The sequence below is a fragment of the Flagellimonas sp. S3867 genome (assembly GCF_014698935.1).
Classification (GTDB): Bacteria; Bacteroidota; Bacteroidia; order Flavobacteriales; family Flavobacteriaceae; genus Flagellimonas.
Genome location: NZ_JACVMN010000004.1, coordinates 75551 through 91755, shown reverse-complemented (window position 1 = coordinate 91755; position 16205 = coordinate 75551). Strand labels below are relative to the sequence as shown.

Sequence of the window (16205 nt, the reverse complement as noted above, 5' to 3'; positions counted from 1 at the left end):
GCAAAATACAAAAGTTAATCGGTAACTCTAAAATCGTAATTTTGCCAAACAATCGGAGGTATGGAGTTTTCATCGAAAATTTTGGAAAATGCTGTTTATGAAATGTCGCAATTGCCGGGTATAGGCAAACGCACAGCATTAAGATTGGTGTTGCACCTACTTAAACAGCCGGAAGAACGTACCAATTTACTTGCTGAGGCCCTCTTGAAACTGAGAAGCGAAATCAATTTTTGTAAAACCTGTTCCAATATTTCCGATACGGAGATTTGTGAGATTTGCGCCAATACCAAAAGAGACCGGAACTTGGTGTGCGTTGTGGAGGATATCAGGGATGTTATGGCCATTGAGAATACTTCGCAGTATAATGGACTTTACCATGTGTTGGGCGGTAAAATATCGCCAATGGAAGGTGTAGGCCCGCAAGATTTAAATATAGGTTCACTAGTTAGGCGCGTAAAGGAAGAAGATGTTAAAGAGCTTATTTTTGCGCTGAGTTCCACCATGGAAGGTGACACAACCAATTTTTACATTTATAAGCAATTGGAAGGATTGGATGTGGAAACGTCCACAATAGCCAGAGGAATTTCCGTGGGTGACGAATTGGAGTATGCAGATGAGGTAACTTTAGGAAGGAGTATATTGAATAGGGTTCCGTTCGAAAATTCAATTAAGGCCAGTTGAATTTGAACGAAATAATACATATAAATTAAAAATAAGAGGATTTCTTTAGTATTTTTGCAAAATACAAGTCGATATTACCTCGTTAAATAAGAATATGTCAAAGTTTGAGTTGAAATTACCACAAATGGGAGAAAGTGTTGCCGAAGCAACATTGACCACTTGGTTGAAGGAAGTTGGAGATACCATTGAGTTGGACGAAGCCGTTTTTGAAATTGCAACCGACAAGGTGGATTCCGAAGTACCCAGCGAGGTAGAAGGAGTGCTGTTGGAAAAGCGATTTAATATCGACGATGTCATCAAAGTGGGCGAGGTCGTAGCTGTAATCCAAATGGAGGGCGATGCACCAGAAGCTACAAGCAATGGTACAGACTCTGTTGAGGAAATTGAAGACGTTGAGGAACCTGTTGCCGTGTTAGAAGAGCAAATGACTCAGGTAACAGAATCTGTTTCCAGTCCAGTTCAGGATTTTTCAAATTCAGAGCGTTTTTATTCCCCTTTGGTTAAGAATATTGCCAAAGAAGAAGGCGTTTCAATGGATGAGTTGGAATCTATAATCGGCACAGGAAAAGAAGGTAGGGTTACAAAAAATGACATCAAAGCATTCCTAAAAAACCGCTCTTCTAATGGAAGTGCGTCATCAACTGTTGCTCCAGCTGAGGACAAAACGGTCCAAGCGCCCGCTAAAACGGAAGCCGTTAAAATAACACCAGAAGCCCCAAAGTCAACACCGGTTCCGGTTACCCAAGGAGATGAGATTATTCCGTTGACCAGAATGGGTAAACTTATCGCCCAGCATATGGTTGATAGTGTGTCTACCTCAGCCCATGTTCAGAGTTTTGTAGAAGTTGATGTGACCAATGTGGTCAACTGGAGAAATAAGGTAAAAAAAGAATTTGAGCAAAGAGAAGGTGAAAAACTGACCTTCACACCCATATTTATGGAAGCCGTTTCAGTGGCTTTGAAGAAATATCCCATGATTAATATTTCTTTGGATGGTGATAAGGTGATTAAAAAGAAAAATATCAATATTGGAATGGCCGCCGCTCTACCTGACGGCAACCTGATTGTCCCGGTGATCAAAAACGCAGATCAACTTAATTTGGTGGGTATGGCCAAAACCGTGAACGATTTGGCCAATAGATCACGAAATAATCAACTGAAACCTGATGAGATCAAAGACGGAACATATACGGTTACAAACGTAGGTTCCTTCGGAAGTGTTTTCGGAACCCCGATCATCAATCAGCCACAAGTGGGCATACTGGCATTGGGTGCTATTCGAAAAATACCTTCGGTCATTGAGACCGACCAAGGCGAGTATATTGGTATCCGTAGTAAAATGTTCCTATCACACAGTTATGACCACAGAGTCGTAAATGGCGCTTTGGGTGGAATGTTTGTAAAGACAGTGGCCGATTATCTCGAAGCTTGGGATATAAATCGGGAAATCTGATAGGGAAATGTGATTTTTTCTTTTCACTATTGTTACCTTAGAGGTTTAATTCAATTCATTGTTAAATGAAATATTTTGCCTCTATAAAACTGGCTTTTCTATTATTATTTAGTGGTTCAATGCTGGCTCAGGACCTTTCCGACTATCAAAAGAAAACCTTTGAAAAAGATGGCGAAAGTATGCCCTATCGTATTCTTTTGCCCAAAGATTATAACCCCGCTGAAAAGTATCCCCTAATTCTGTTTTTGCATGGTTCGGGAGAGCGAGGAAATGATAACGAGGCACAACTGGTACATGGGTCTGGCTTGTTCTTGAAGGATGAAGTAAGGAATAACTACAAAGCCATTGTTGTTTTTCCGCAATGCAAAGCTCAAAGTTCATGGGCCAAATTGGATACTGAAGGAGACCACCCCAATCGGGAATTTATATTTTATAAAGATGCCGAGGCCACTAATGATATGATTCTATTGGAAGGCCTGTTGAAGCATCTGAAAAAGGCATACAAATTGGACAAAAAGCGAATGTACGTGGGAGGACTTTCCATGGGTGGAATGGGAACCTTTGAACTAGTCAAAAGAAACCCTAAGGTTTTTGCGGCCGCATTCCCAATTTGTGGAGGAGCAAACCCCGAAATCTCAAATAAACTTAAAAAACCACATTGGTGGGTTTTTCACGGTAGCGCTGATCAAGTGGTGCCCGAAAAGTATTCATCCCAAATGGTGGAAGCCATGAAAGCCAAAGGAATCAATATTGAGTATTCTGTGTATGAAGGAGTTGGACATAATAGTTGGGACAATGCCTTTGCAGAGCCAGAATTATTAGCATGGTTATTCTCTAAATCGAAATAAAATACATGGAATTACAGCTTACAAAACCAATTTGTTTTTTTGATTTGGAAACAACAGGTACCAATGTTGCCAAGGATAGGATTGTTGAAATTTCAATTTTAAAGATTCTCCCCAACGGAAACAAAGAAAGCAAGACATGGTTGGTGAATCCTGAGATGCCGATTCCCCCAGAAGTGATAGCAGTGCATGGAATTTCCGATGAAAAAGTGGCCAATGAACCTACCTTCAAACAATTGTCCAAGGAAATCTATAAAATGATCAAGGATAGTGATTTGGCCGGGTTTAATTCCGATAGGTTCGATATTCCATTATTGGCAGAGGAAATGTTACGCGCAGATGTTGATTTTGACATGAAACATATGATGGCAGTAGATGTGCAAACCATTTTTCATAAAATGGAGAAAAGAACTTTGGGAGCGGCCTATAAGTTCTATTGCGATAAAGACCTTGAAGGTGCCCACGGTGCCGAAGCCGATACAAATGCGACCTATGAAGTACTCAAAGCTCAATTGGACCGCTATCCTGAATTGGAAAATAATGTAAAAAAGCTATCACAGTTCACCACAAGAAAGCAATCATTGGATTTTGCCGGATTTATAGGTGTGGATGAAAATCAACAGCCCATTTTTTCTTTCGGAAAACACAAAGGAAAGACCGTTGATGAGGTTATGAAATCGGAACCGGGGTATTTTGGATGGATATTAAACGCCGACTTTCCGTTATACACAAAAAAGGTGCTAACCCAGATCAAGCTGAGTAAGCTTAATAACAAACTTTCTTAATAACAATTAAAATAATTGATGATGAAGCTGATATGTATCGGTAGAAACTATGCTGCCCATATTGAAGAATTGGAAAATGAACGACCCGATGAGCCGGTGGTTTTTATAAAACCAGACTCTGCCATCTTACCTAAAGAGCAGGATTTTTACATTCCAGAGTTTTCGAATGACATACATTATGAAGTAGAGGTCTTGGTGAAAATCAAAAAAGTTGGAAAACATATTGCAAAGCAATTCGCCCATACCTATTATGACGAAATTGGACTTGGAATAGATTTCACGGCAAGAGATGTTCAGGCCCAATTAAAAGCCAAAGGTTTGCCATGGGAAAAAGCCAAAGGATTTGACGGCTCGGCCGTGGTGGGTAGGTGGTTGCAAAAAAATAAGTACGAAAATATAGACAAACTGGGATTTTCCTTGTTAAAAAATGGGGAAAATGTACAAAACGGCAATACCTCCTTGATGTTGTGGAAGATAGACGAGCTTATTGCCTATGTATCTACCTATTTTATGCTCAAAAAGGGCGATATTTTGTTCACAGGTACACCTGCCGGGGTTGGTAAAGTTAGACCAAATGATTACCTTTCAGGTACACTGGAAGGAGAGAATATGTTTGAAATTACTGTGAGATAATGATTTACAACCTCGACAAAGTAAATGAAATGGCAGAAGGTGACCAGGACTTTATAACCTCTGTAGTTTCGGTATTTTTAGAAGAAGTCCCAACGGATTTGGAAAGCTTGGAAAAAGCGATTGAAGCTAGGGACTATGAAAATGTTTACAAGCTAGCCCATAAGATAAAGCCCAATGTGGATTTATTGGGTATGGAACAAACAAGGGCCACTGCACTCGAAATTGAGACCCTTGGAAAAAAAACTACTAGCATCGATGAAATTGAGAAAAAATTTCCTTTACTCAAAAAAGATGTGCTTCAAGTGGTGTCCGAGTTAAAAAACGACTTTAATCTGTAAATGCAGGCCGAGATCATAACCATTGGGGATGAGATTCTCATTGGTCAGATAGTGGATTCCAATTCTGCATTCATTTCCAAGGAACTGAACAAGATAGGAGTTTCGGTGTATCAAATTACGTCGGTACAAGATACACGTGAACATATTTTGGAAGCAATGACCATTTCCGGTGCACGGTCACCACTTGTTATTATCACTGGGGGATTGGGCCCTACCAAGGACGACGTGACCAAACATTCCCTATGTGAGTTTTTTCAAGATGAATTGGTCATGGACAATAATGTACTTGGGCATATAGAGGAATTGTTCAAAAAGTATATTTCGACCCCAATTTCAGATTTAAACCGAAAGCAGGCATTAGTACCCTCAAAGGCAACGGTTTTACAAAATTCCTATGGAACGGCGCCAGGCCTATGGATTAAAAATGGGAATACGGTCTATGTTTCCTTGCCCGGAGTTCCATTGGAGATGAAATATTTGATTCGCGATCAGGTGATTCCGAAAATTGTTACAGAATATGAACGTCCCCATATTCTGCATAAAACAATACTTACCCACGGACTCGGTGAGAGTGCAATTGCAGAAAAAATTGAAACGTGGGAAGATAAACTGCCCGATTTTGTACGATTGGCCTATTTACCAAATTTGGGTCGGGTACGACTTCGTTTGACCGCAAAAGGGAACGATATGGAGGTTTTAACCCAAGCCGTTAATGCTGAAGTAAAAAAGTTGTACCCATTGATTGGAGATATCATTTATGGTGAAGATGAGGAAGATTCCATTGAAGGCCAGATTGGGAAACTATTGACCAAGAAAGGAATGACCCTGGGAACGGCCGAAAGTTTTACGGGGGGTAAAATAGCGCAACGCATTGCATCTATTCCTGGAGCCTCTGCTTATTTCAAGGGAAGTGTGGTCAGCTATGCGACCGAAGCCAAAATACATCTTTTGAATGTTCCAAAAGAAGTAATTGATAAGCATTCAGTGGTCAGTGAGGAAGTGGCCATTTCTATGGCAGAAAACGCACGTAAAATCCTTAAAGCAGATTTTTCAATAGCCACAACGGGCAATGCAGGGCCCACAAAAGGAGATTCGGATGCAGAGGTAGGAACAGTCTTTATCGCCATTAGCTCACCCGAACATACTTTTGCGCAGCAATTTACTATGGGAAATCAACGAGAACGTATTGTTCAAAAGTCTGTAAACAAAGCGTTTGAACTATTGGCTAAAGAAATTTTAAATTTCTAAAAAAGAATTTTGTGCATCCAATTAAATTGCCATAAATTTGCAGCCTCAATAAAATCACTCAAAAGTTAGGGAGATGTCTAAGATTTGTGAAGTAACAGGTAAAAAAGTGATGTTTGGAAACAATGTTTCCTTCTCTATCAATAAAACCAAAAGAAGATTCGATGTAAATATTTCCAAAAAGAGATTTTACATTCCGGAGGAAGACCGTTGGGTTACCCTTAACGTTTCATCAAGAGGTTTAAAGATCATCAACAAAAAAGGAATCTCTGCTGTTTTAAAGGAAATCAATTCCAAAAAATAGTTAGATAAGATTTTAAGTACGATACAATGGCAAAGAAAGGAAATAGAATTCAGGTTATTTTAGAGTGCACAGAGCACAAAGACTCTGGCATGCCCGGTACTTCAAGGTACATCACAACTAAGAACAAAAAGAACACGCCAGATAGAATGGAAATCAAAAAATTCAATCCTATCCTTAAGCGTATGACCATTCATAAAGAAATTAAGTAATTAGAGATTTTCACATTGAGTGAAAATGTCAAATATTCAAAATAGTAAGCCATGGCAAAGAAAACAGTAGCAACACTTCAGTCATCATCAAAAAGATTGACCAAGGCCATCAAAATGGTAAAATCTCCCAAAACTGGAGCTTATACATTTGTAGAATCCGTTATGGCCCCTGAAAGGGTAAATGACTGGTTGAACAAGAAATAAGATTTTCTTACACAAAATTAGAAGCCGCTTTTATAGCGGCTTTTTTGTTTTACCACCTATCTTAATACGAACAAACTTAAACTGGGTTTAACATAACTCCCCTTACTTTTCTATCTTTGGCGATTGATGACGAATGCATATGAGCCTTTTTAAAAAAATATTTTCTTCAGACAAGAAAGAGACCTTGGATAAAGGTCTCGAAAAATCAAAAAGCAGCTTTTTTGGTAAGCTAAGCAAGGCTGTCGCCGGAAAATCCAAAGTAGATGATGAAGTTTTGGATAATTTGGAAGAAGTTTTGGTAACCTCTGATGTTGGCGTGGATACGACGCTAAAAATCATTGAGCGTATTGAAGAACGTGTTTCCAAAGATAAATACCTTGGCACCGAAGAACTCAATACAATTCTACGCGAGGAAATCGCAGGATTACTTTCCGAGACCCATGTAGGTGAAGATTCAGATTTTACTATTCCATCCGATAAAAAACCTTATGTGATAATGGTAGTCGGTGTCAATGGAGTGGGCAAAACCACCACCATTGGTAAACTGGCCCATCAATTTAAAAACCAAGGTTTAAAAGTTGTTTTGGGAGCTGGTGATACCTTTAGGGCAGCCGCTATAGATCAGTTGCAAGTATGGGCCGAAAGGGTAGATATTCCTATTGTGAAGCAAAAAATGGGAAGCGACCCGGCTTCTGTGGCTTTCGACACATTAAATTCGGCGGTGGCAGACAATGCCGATGTTGTTTTGATTGATACCGCAGGCAGATTGCACAACAAAGTGAACCTGATGAACGAGCTTACCAAGGTAAAACGTGTAATGCAAAAGGTGATTCCCGATGCCCCGCACGATGTTTTGTTGGTTTTGGATGGTTCTACCGGCCAAAACGCCTTTGAACAGGCCAAACAATTTACCAAGGCCACCGAAGTAACCAGTTTGGCCGTCACCAAATTGGACGGTACAGCAAAAGGTGGAGTGGTCATAGGTATTTCAGACCAATTTCAAATACCGGTCAAATATATAGGGGTAGGTGAAGGGATTGAAGATCTTCAGGTCTTCAATAAATATGAATTTGTCGATTCGTTCTTCAAGATTTAACATCAGGGTCACCCTGTCCCTATTAGCCAAATATTCCCTAAATTTAGTCGGCCTAGCACTACACCATGGGAAGACTACATCTGTTCGAATTTGAGGACCAAAAATGGTTTCCTGGATTTCTACGGGACTATGGTACAGATTTCCTTCAATTTTTATCCAACAAAACCAAACTCTACAAACCCGTTGTCCCCATAATCGCTAAGGGTCTGAAAAAAAGTGGAACAAATCAGATTGTGGATTTGGGTTCAGGTGGGGGTGGAGGATTACTTTGGTTGAACTCCGAACTGAGAAAGACCAATCCCGATTTAAAAATTGTGCTGACCGATTATTATCCTAACCTAAAAGCTTTTGTATATACTCAGAAACAGGCAGATAATTTTGAATTTATAGCAACATCCATTGATGCAAGGAAAGTACCGGAAAGCCTTAAAGGCTTTCGTACCCAATTCTTATCCTTACATCATTTTAAACCCAAGGATGCCCGGCAGATATTGCAAAATGCGGTCGATGCCAAAAGCGCTATAGGCATTTTTGAAGCCCAGGAGCGAAGTGTACTCAGTATTTTGGCAATGCTTTTTTCGCCCATTTCTGTTGTATTTACCACTCCTTTCATAAAACCTTTTAAAATTGGAAGGTTGATTTTTACATATTTGATTCCCATTGTCCCACTATTTGTACTTTGGGATGGTGTGGTTTCATCCTTGCGCACCTACTCTGTAACAGAAATGAATGCATTGGTGAACAAACTGGAAAACAAAGACACTTATAATTGGGAAATTGAAAGGGTGAAATCTGGTCCTGGTGTGGTGTTATACCTTTTGGGAACTCCAAAATAAACAGGCAACAATGAGAAGATTTACCATCCTTTTTATCCTTGCAATGACCATTTTTGGTTGCAAAGGGGATAAAAAAAGCCAAGTCCTTGAAAAGGAGATTGTAAAGATAGCCTGTGTAGGTAACAGTATTACTTATGGTGCTGGGATGGCAGACCGGGAGAACAATGCCTATCCAAGGCAACTTCAAAACATGTTAGATGATGCGTATGAGGTGAAGAATTTTGGGGTCAGCGGTCGAACCCTGCTCAAAAAAGGAGATTTTCCCTATTGGGAAACCGAAGAATATCAAAAAGCATTAGATTACAATGCGGATGTAGTTCTGATAAAGTTGGGCACCAACGATACCAAACAACAGAATCGGGAACACTTGGATGAATTTGAATCAGACTATAGATCACTAGCCGCCGCGTTTAAAGAGAAAAATGCGAACGCAAGAATTGTACTGATGCTTCCGGTCCCCTCTTTCTATAATGATAGTACCAGTATTTGGAATTCGATAATCAAGGGTGAAATCATTCCCAAGACCCAACAGGTAGCCTATGACCTGAATTTGGAAACTATTGATTTATATCAATTGTTTGCTGATAATCCGGATTTGCTGCCTGATAAAATACACCCTTCTTCATTAGGAGCTACAATGATAGCTAAAAGGGCTTATGAAGCGGTAAAACAAGAAGCCTACTCTTTTGATTTGATTCATGCACTACAAATTGAAAATGCCGAAAAATCAAATTTTAATGGCTTTGACCAATATGATTTTGATATTGAAGGACTCCAACTAAAAATTGTACAACCCAAAAAGTCGTTGAAAGATAAACCTTGGGTGTGGAGGGCGCGTTTTTTTGGACATGAACCGCAGACCGACATTGCCTTATTGGAAAGAGGGTATCATGTTGTGTACTGTGAAGTTGGAGCCTACTTCGGCAATTCTGAAGCAGTTGATCGTTGGAACAAATGCTACGAGCTTATGACAACAGCAGGCCTAAACCCCAAGCCAGCCCTCGAAGGAATGAGTAGGGGAGGTTTGATTGTTTACAATTGGACTGCGGAAAATTTGGATAAAGTAGCATGCATTTATGCCGATGCACCTGTGTTGGATGCACAAAGCTGGCCTGGTGGATTTGGCAAAGGCAAGGGAAGTCCTAATGATTGGGAACAGGTTAAAATAAAATATGGGCTGACTTCTGACACACTTCCAGCTGATTTTAAAGGATGGCCGATACATAAATCTGAACTTTTTGCAACATCTGGGATACCCCTGCTACATGTTTGCGGAGATGCAGATGAGGTAGTTCCGGTTGCTGAAAATACTCGGATGTTTGAAAAGGAGGTTAAAGAGCAAGGTGGAAATATCAAAACCATTTATAAAGAAGGAGTAGGTCACCATCCGCATAGTTTGGAAAACCCGAAGGTAATTGTTGATTTCATTTTACGGTCAACAGGGCATAAAACTAATTTTGCTGCAATTTCTGCCCCCGCTTCTGAATATCGTTCCGCTGCGGGATGGGCGGAAGGTAAGGGCTGGTGGTCACAGGCCAAACAAATTGATTCGTTGTGCCAAGCTACCGATAATATAGATTTGTTGTTGATTGGCAACTCCATTACCCAAGGTTGGGGTGGTCCTCGAAACTGGGTTACCCATAAACCTGGGCAGCCAGCAACCGAAGTATATTTTAAAGGCCTAAAATGGATTGGAGCCGGAATTTCGGGAGATCGCACACAGCATATCGCTTGGCGGTTGGAACAAGGTAAATATGAATTCTGTAATCCAAAAGTGGTCAGTTTGGCCATAGGAGTAAATAATTTTACAGATAACTCAGTTGATGAGATTGTTGCAGGACTAAAAAAAACATTGAGTATAGCGGAGAAAAAATTTCCAAGATCAACCATACTTTTCTTTGGCCCCCTTCCAACAGGTTTGGATCCAACATCGGACAGAAGAAAGAAATACAGAGAAATACACAAAATACTAGCAACATTTGACTATTCCAAGAATACTCAATATCACAATTTGGAACAAAATTTTAGCAACGAAGATGGAATCCTTAAAAAAGACGAACTCAGTAGAGATGGAATCCATCTTCAACCTATGGGATATGAAACATGGGCAAAATATATTAGAGAACAATTTGAAAAAATCACCAAACCGTAAAAACCTGAAGTCATGAAAAAACTATTCTTTTTAATTTTCTTCGTACTGGCCAATACCAGTTTTGCCAAAATATGGACACCTACAATCCTTTCGGATAATATGGTATTGCAACAACAATCTGAAGCTATGATTTGGGGTTGGACCACTGCTACTAGCGAGACCATTACAATTATTGGATCTTGGAACAATATTGAAGTTACGGCCATGGCCCATCAAGGAGTTTGGTCTGCATATTTACCGACTCCGGTGGCAGGTGGCCCATATACACTGACCATAAAAGGACATGAAGAAATCACCTTTTCCAATGTCATGATAGGTGAGGTATGGATCGCATCCGGTCAATCCAATATGCAATGGACACCAAATATGGGATTGGATAATGCACAGGAAGAAATAATAAATGCCAGCTATTCAGATATCCGTTTCTTTCAGGTGCCGCAGCGTAAATCTTTTACACCTCAAGATGACACACCTGGAGAATGGTTTTCTTGTTCGCCAGAAACCATGCAGAATTTTAGTTCTGTAGCCTATTTCTTCGGAAGAAAACTACATAAAGATCTTTCAGTACCCATTGGTTTGATCAGTTCCAATTGGGGAGGAACTCCCGTGGAGGTTTGGATACCAGAAGAGGCGATAACTGAGGATAACGAATTAAAAGAAGCAGCAAAACAAATTTCCGAATACGAATGGTGGCCTCATCTACCTGGAACGACATATAATAGCATGATCCATCCATTGTTAAAATTCAATATTGCAGGTGCTATTTGGTATCAAGGTGAATCCAATCGCGCAAATTCAAAATCCTATTACAAATCGTTTCCATTATTAATTGAATCTTGGAGAAATCTATGGAAGAAGGACATTCCATTTTACTTTGCCCAAATTGCCCCCTTTGATTACGAAAAGGATACTAAAGACATTAAAGCTGCAGTGGTTCGGGATGCTCAATTGTACACCATGTTGAACGTACCAAATACAGGAATGGCCGTTACCAACGATATTGGAAATTTAAAGAATATTCATCCCACCAACAAACAAGAAGTGGGCAAACGATTGGCCCTTTGGGCCTTGGCTAAAACCTATGGTGTAAAAGATATTCCCTATAGTGGACCGGTTTATAAGGACATGGAAATCAAAAAAAACAAAATCATATTGACCTTTGATCATGCCGATGGCTTAAAAATGGAGGGTAAAGAATTAAAAGAGTTCTATATTGCCGGAACGGACAAGCAGTTTTATGAAGCCAAAGCCAGAATAAAAGGTAACACGGTACAAGTGTTTTCAACCAATGTAAAAAAGCCTGTGGCGGTTAGGTTTGCATTTTATGACAAAGCACTTCCAAATTTGTTTAACGGTGAAGGTTTGCCAGCTTCTGCCTTCCGAACTGATGATTGGGAAATAAATATAGACTGACTTTAAAAAATAATTATGGTATTACGGTTTTTGGTACTGACTTTCGTTTGCTGCTATGTGCAAAGCAATGCTCAGATTAATCATCCCAAGGCAAGTCCTTTTTCAGTTGTGGAACAAGAAGTGGGACTTTCCAAGATCACAGCGGAGTATTCACGACCGGCAGTCAGAGATAGACATATTTTTGGCAATAGAAGCGATGGTCAACCCGGATTGGTGCCTTATGGTCGCATTTGGCGCGTTGGAGCCAATGAGAGCACAAAAATTACGGTCAATGCCGATATGAAAATTATGGGCAATACCTTGCCGAAAGGGACTTATGCGTTATATGCCTTTCCGGAACCTGGCAGGTGGGAAATAGCATTTCATACCAATACAACCCATTGGGGGGATGGCAGAAAAAACTATAATCCGAATGAAGATTTATTTCGTATTTCGGTCAAACCCCAAAAAACACCATGTCACCAGGAGAATTTTTTAATCACTTTTGATTCTATCACCCATAACAAGGCCGAAATGAGGCTGATTTGGGCTGACACTATGGTAACAATCCCATTTGAAACCGATACCCATTTCCTCATGAAAATGGAAATAGCCAAACAGATATCGGAAAACCCTTCCCCACAAACCTATTATGAGGCGGCTCGTTATCTACAAGAACAGGGAGTCGATTATAGAATAGCGCTGACCTATTTAAACAAGGCCCTGGAAATGGGTGGTGACACCTATTACTTTTATAGAGTTAAGTCCTTGGTAGAAGCAGCACTTGGTGAATATACAGCTGCTATCGCATCCGCCAAAAGATCATTAAAGATAGCCAATGAACTTGGAAAAGATGAATTTGTTCGGATGAACCAAAAAAACGTTGATAAGTGGGAGAAACAACTAAAATAGAAATGGTTTGAAAAGGGAAATAAATCAATTTGTTGGGGGGACTGTCTTACTACTTTTTACCCTACAATCTTGCCATTTTCTGGAAAAGGAGCGTACACCTGAACAAAAGAAAGGCCCATCTGTGGCAGCCGTAGAGAAGGATGTTGAAGAAGTTGAAAAGAAAGAACCGCTTTGGATTTCTTATAATGATTCAGCAGAAATTGCTGAGAATGCTAACCACGAAAAGGAACGGATGCGCTACAAATTCATTCAATCCAAGGTCTTGGACAAGAATAAGGTTTTTAGACCGCTGCATGCCGAAGTTGTCAAGTTTACAGATGAAACCTATAGAATGATGAAACCTTTGGTTTTGGAGCAGAATATTCCAAGCATTCAAAAGCATATTTCCGAAGGAAAATTCAGTTACTTGGATTTGACCCTTTTTTATCTGCATCGCATTTATACTTACGAATTACCCAATGAAACCACACTTAACACTATTATAGCATTGAATCCGGATGTTTTGCAGCAAGCAAGAAACCTTGACAAGAATTCCAAGGGACACCATCCCATTTATGGGATGCCCATATTGTTGAAAGACAATATAGGAGCCGCTGGCATGAATACCACTGCGGGAGCCATTGCATTGCAAGAAAATAAAACCGACGATGCTTTTGTGGTAAAACGGCTAAAAGAAAATGGGGCGTTAATTCTGGGTAAGGTAAACTTGAGTGAATGGGCCAATTTTATTTGTGAATGTCCTAATGGACAAAGTGCAGTTGGCGGACAAACCTTGAACCCTTATGGCCGACGTGTTTTTGATACGGGAGGCTCTAGTGCGGGTAGTGGAACCTCAGTAGCGGCAAATTATGCCGTAGCGGCTGTGGGAACAGAAACATCTGGCTCAATATTGTCCCCATCAGGACAAAATTCGGTTGTGGGGTTGAAACCTACCATCGGGCTTTTAAGTCGTACAGGAATTGTTCCCATTTCAAGCACTTTGGATACCCCGGGACCAATGACCAAAAATGTGACAGACAACGGTATTTTGTTGGATGCCATGCGCGGTTTTGATGAAAATGATGCAAAATCAGTTCAGGCTAACTGGCCAGAAAATTGGTATGCAGAGGAGACAAACCTGAAAGGAAAACGGTTTGGAGCTTTCAAAAACTATATGGAAAGCGATTCCATTTACCGGATAACTATGGAGAAATTGAAGGTAGCGGGAGCAACAATAATTGAATTTGAACCGCCCGAAGTTGAGTTTAATGGTTTCCTTTCTATCCTAAACATTGATATGAAAAACGATTTGCCCCATTATATCAATACCCAAATAGGAAATGGGGACACTCTTCGTATAAAAGATGTGCAAGATGTAGTTGAATTTAATTTGCAGGATAGTTTGATTAGAATTCCATACGGGCAAGCACGTTTTGATGGTATTTTGGCAGATACAACATCTGCCGATGGTCTAAAACTTATTAAACAACGATTGAAGAACAACGGCCGTACTTATTTTAATACTCCTATGAATGAGCATCGATTGGATGCCATTTTATCCATAAACAACTATGATGCTGGAGCTGCCGCCGTGGCTGAATTCCCTGCTTTAACGGTGCCATTGGGCTATAAGGATTCTGGTGAGCCGATGAATCTGACCTTTATAGCAAAACAATACCAAGAAGGAAAATTATATGCGCTGGGCAAGGCATTTGAAACATTGACCAAAGCACGTAAAATTCCAAAAGAATATAAGGATTGACCTTATGGTCACAATGGGATTAACTTTTGTATTTTTACACCCCATTTATAGGAATTATGCGGACTAAATCCCTCAAAAAGAACAAAATTAACGTGGTTACCCTTGGTTGTAGCAAAAATGTTTACGATTCGGAGGTGCTTATGGGTCAATTAAAGGCCAATAACAAGGAGGTGGCCCACGAAGAAGAGGGTAATGTAGTGGTCATCAATACCTGCGGATTTATTGCCAATGCCAAGGAAGAGAGCGTCAACACCATTTTGGAGTATGTTCAGAAAAAGGAAACTGGGGATGTGGACAAGGTTTTTGTGACAGGTTGCCTAAGTGAGCGCTACAAACCAGATTTAGAAAAGGAAATTCCAAATGTTGATGCGTATTTTGGAACTAGCGACCTGCCTAATCTCCTAAAAGCACTTGGTGCGGATTATAAGCATGAATTGATAGGTGAACGTTTGACCACTACGCCAAAAAATTATGCCTATTTAAAAATAGCAGAGGGCTGTGATAGACCATGTTCATTTTGCGCCATTCCGTTAATGCGCGGCAAACATAAAAGCAAGTCTATTGAAGAATTGGTGGCAGAATCTGAAAAGCTGGCTGCTAAAGGTGTAAAGGAATTGATTCTGATTGCGCAAGATTTAACGTACTACGGATTAGATTTATATAAAAAAAGAAACCTTGCCGAATTGCTCCAAGCACTTGTAAAGGTTGAAGGTATAGAATGGCTTCGATTGCACTATGCGTTCCCGACGGGTTTTCCCATGGATGTACTCGATGTGATGAAAAATGAACCAAAGATTTGTAATTACATCGATATCCCTTTGCAACATATTGCTGACCCTATTTTAAAAAGCATGAGAAGAGGGACCACTAAAGCAAAAACAACCAAGTTGTTACAAGATTTCAGAACTGCAGTACCTGAAATGACCATACGCACCACTTTGATTGTTGGATATCCTGGTGAAACCGAAGAAGACTTTCAAACTTTAAAAAACTGGGTTGCAGCAATGCGTTTTGAGCGATTGGGATGCTTTACCTACAGCCATGAAGAAAATACCCATGCCTATTCGCTTACCGACGATGTTCCAGAGGAAATAAAGCAAGAACGAGCCAACGAAATTATGGAATTGCAATCCCAAATTTCATGGGAACTCAATCAAGAAAAAATTGGCAAGACCTTTAAATGTATCGTCGATCGCAAGGAAGGCAATCATTTTGTGGCACGAACAGAATACGATTCACCCGATGTAGATAATGAGGTGCTTATCGATGCAACCAAACATTACGTAAAAGTTGGTGGGTTCACAACCGTTGAAATTACCGATGCCTCCGATTTTGATTTATACGGTATTCCATCAGGTTCTAGCCTGTAGGTAGATACA

At 40.1% G+C, this 16205-nt stretch carries 17 protein-coding genes; all 17 read left to right on the top strand.

Translation table 11 applies throughout. From position 1 onward, the window contains the following. The first annotated feature begins 60 nt into the window (after positions 1–60). Entirely contained in the window at positions 61–681 is a 621-nt protein-coding gene (gene recR / locus IAG46_RS16540; RefSeq protein WP_190811506.1) for a recombination mediator RecR, read from the top strand. 94 nt (positions 682–775) lie between these two features. Next, on the top strand, positions 776–2134 hold the full coding sequence (locus tag IAG46_RS16535) for a dihydrolipoamide acetyltransferase family protein (protein WP_190811505.1): 1359 nt from the start codon (positions 776–778) through the stop codon (positions 2132–2134). A 65-nt stretch (positions 2135–2199) separates the two neighbouring features. After that, positions 2200–2982, top strand: a complete 783-nt coding sequence (locus IAG46_RS16530; protein ID WP_190811504.1) for a prolyl oligopeptidase family serine peptidase — start codon at positions 2200–2202, stop codon at positions 2980–2982. 5 nt (positions 2983–2987) lie between these two features. Continuing rightward, complete coding sequence (locus IAG46_RS16525; RefSeq protein ID WP_190811503.1) at positions 2988–3764, top strand: 3'-5' exonuclease; 777 nt, start codon at positions 2988–2990, stop codon at positions 3762–3764. Positions 3765–3785: 21 nt separating this feature from the next. Continuing rightward, positions 3786–4397 carry a fumarylacetoacetate hydrolase family protein gene (locus tag IAG46_RS16520; protein WP_190811637.1) on the top strand — a complete coding sequence of 204 codons (612 nt, stop codon included), beginning with the start codon at positions 3786–3788 and terminating at the stop codon, positions 4395–4397. Continuing rightward, positions 4397–4735 carry an Hpt domain-containing protein gene (locus IAG46_RS16515; RefSeq protein ID WP_190811502.1) on the top strand — a complete coding sequence of 113 codons (339 nt, stop codon included), beginning with the start codon at positions 4397–4399 and terminating at the stop codon, positions 4733–4735. Before IAG46_RS16520 ends, IAG46_RS16515 begins: the two co-directional genes overlap by 1 nt. Further along, the gene (locus IAG46_RS16510) at positions 4736–5983 is read left to right on the top strand and encodes a competence/damage-inducible protein A (protein WP_190811501.1); all 1248 of its coding nucleotides are present in this window, start codon (positions 4736–4738) and stop codon (positions 5981–5983) included. A 73-nt stretch (positions 5984–6056) separates the two neighbouring features. Then, positions 6057–6284, top strand: a complete 228-nt coding sequence (rpmB, locus tag IAG46_RS16505) for a 50S ribosomal protein L28 (protein WP_097047503.1) — start codon at positions 6057–6059, stop codon at positions 6282–6284. A gap of 26 nt (positions 6285–6310) precedes the next feature. Further along, positions 6311–6493, top strand: coding sequence for a 50S ribosomal protein L33 (gene rpmG, locus IAG46_RS16500; protein WP_073181589.1), 183 nt, complete (start codon positions 6311–6313; stop codon positions 6491–6493). Positions 6494–6544: 51 nt separating this feature from the next. After that, positions 6545–6697 (top strand): DUF4295 domain-containing protein, encoded by a 153-nt coding sequence (locus IAG46_RS16495; protein WP_190811500.1) that lies wholly within the window; start codon positions 6545–6547, stop codon positions 6695–6697. Between the two features lie 139 nt (positions 6698–6836). Further along, on the top strand, positions 6837–7793 hold the full coding sequence (ftsY, locus tag IAG46_RS16490; RefSeq protein WP_190811499.1) for a signal recognition particle-docking protein FtsY: 957 nt from the start codon (positions 6837–6839) through the stop codon (positions 7791–7793). A 65-nt stretch (positions 7794–7858) separates the two neighbouring features. Beyond that, positions 7859–8629, top strand: coding sequence for a hypothetical protein (locus tag IAG46_RS16485; protein ID WP_190811498.1), 771 nt, complete (start codon positions 7859–7861; stop codon positions 8627–8629). A 10-nt stretch (positions 8630–8639) separates the two neighbouring features. Beyond that, complete coding sequence (locus tag IAG46_RS16480) at positions 8640–10781, top strand: GDSL-type esterase/lipase family protein (RefSeq protein WP_190811497.1); 2142 nt, start codon at positions 8640–8642, stop codon at positions 10779–10781. A 12-nt stretch (positions 10782–10793) separates the two neighbouring features. Beyond that, positions 10794–12194 carry a sialate O-acetylesterase gene (locus tag IAG46_RS16475; protein ID WP_190811496.1) on the top strand — a complete coding sequence of 467 codons (1401 nt, stop codon included), beginning with the start codon at positions 10794–10796 and terminating at the stop codon, positions 12192–12194. 15 nt (positions 12195–12209) lie between these two features. Next, positions 12210–13085 (top strand): DUF2911 domain-containing protein, encoded by an 876-nt coding sequence (locus IAG46_RS16470; RefSeq protein WP_190811495.1) that lies wholly within the window; start codon positions 12210–12212, stop codon positions 13083–13085. Between the two features lie 7 nt (positions 13086–13092). Beyond that, a complete protein-coding gene (locus tag IAG46_RS16465; protein ID WP_223826741.1) occupies positions 13093–14826 on the top strand; it encodes an amidase family protein in 1734 nt (577 codons plus the stop codon). A gap of 56 nt (positions 14827–14882) precedes the next feature. Next, positions 14883–16196 (top strand): 30S ribosomal protein S12 methylthiotransferase RimO, encoded by a 1314-nt coding sequence (gene rimO, locus IAG46_RS16460; protein ID WP_190811494.1) that lies wholly within the window; start codon positions 14883–14885, stop codon positions 16194–16196. Positions 16197–16205 lie beyond the last annotated feature (9 nt).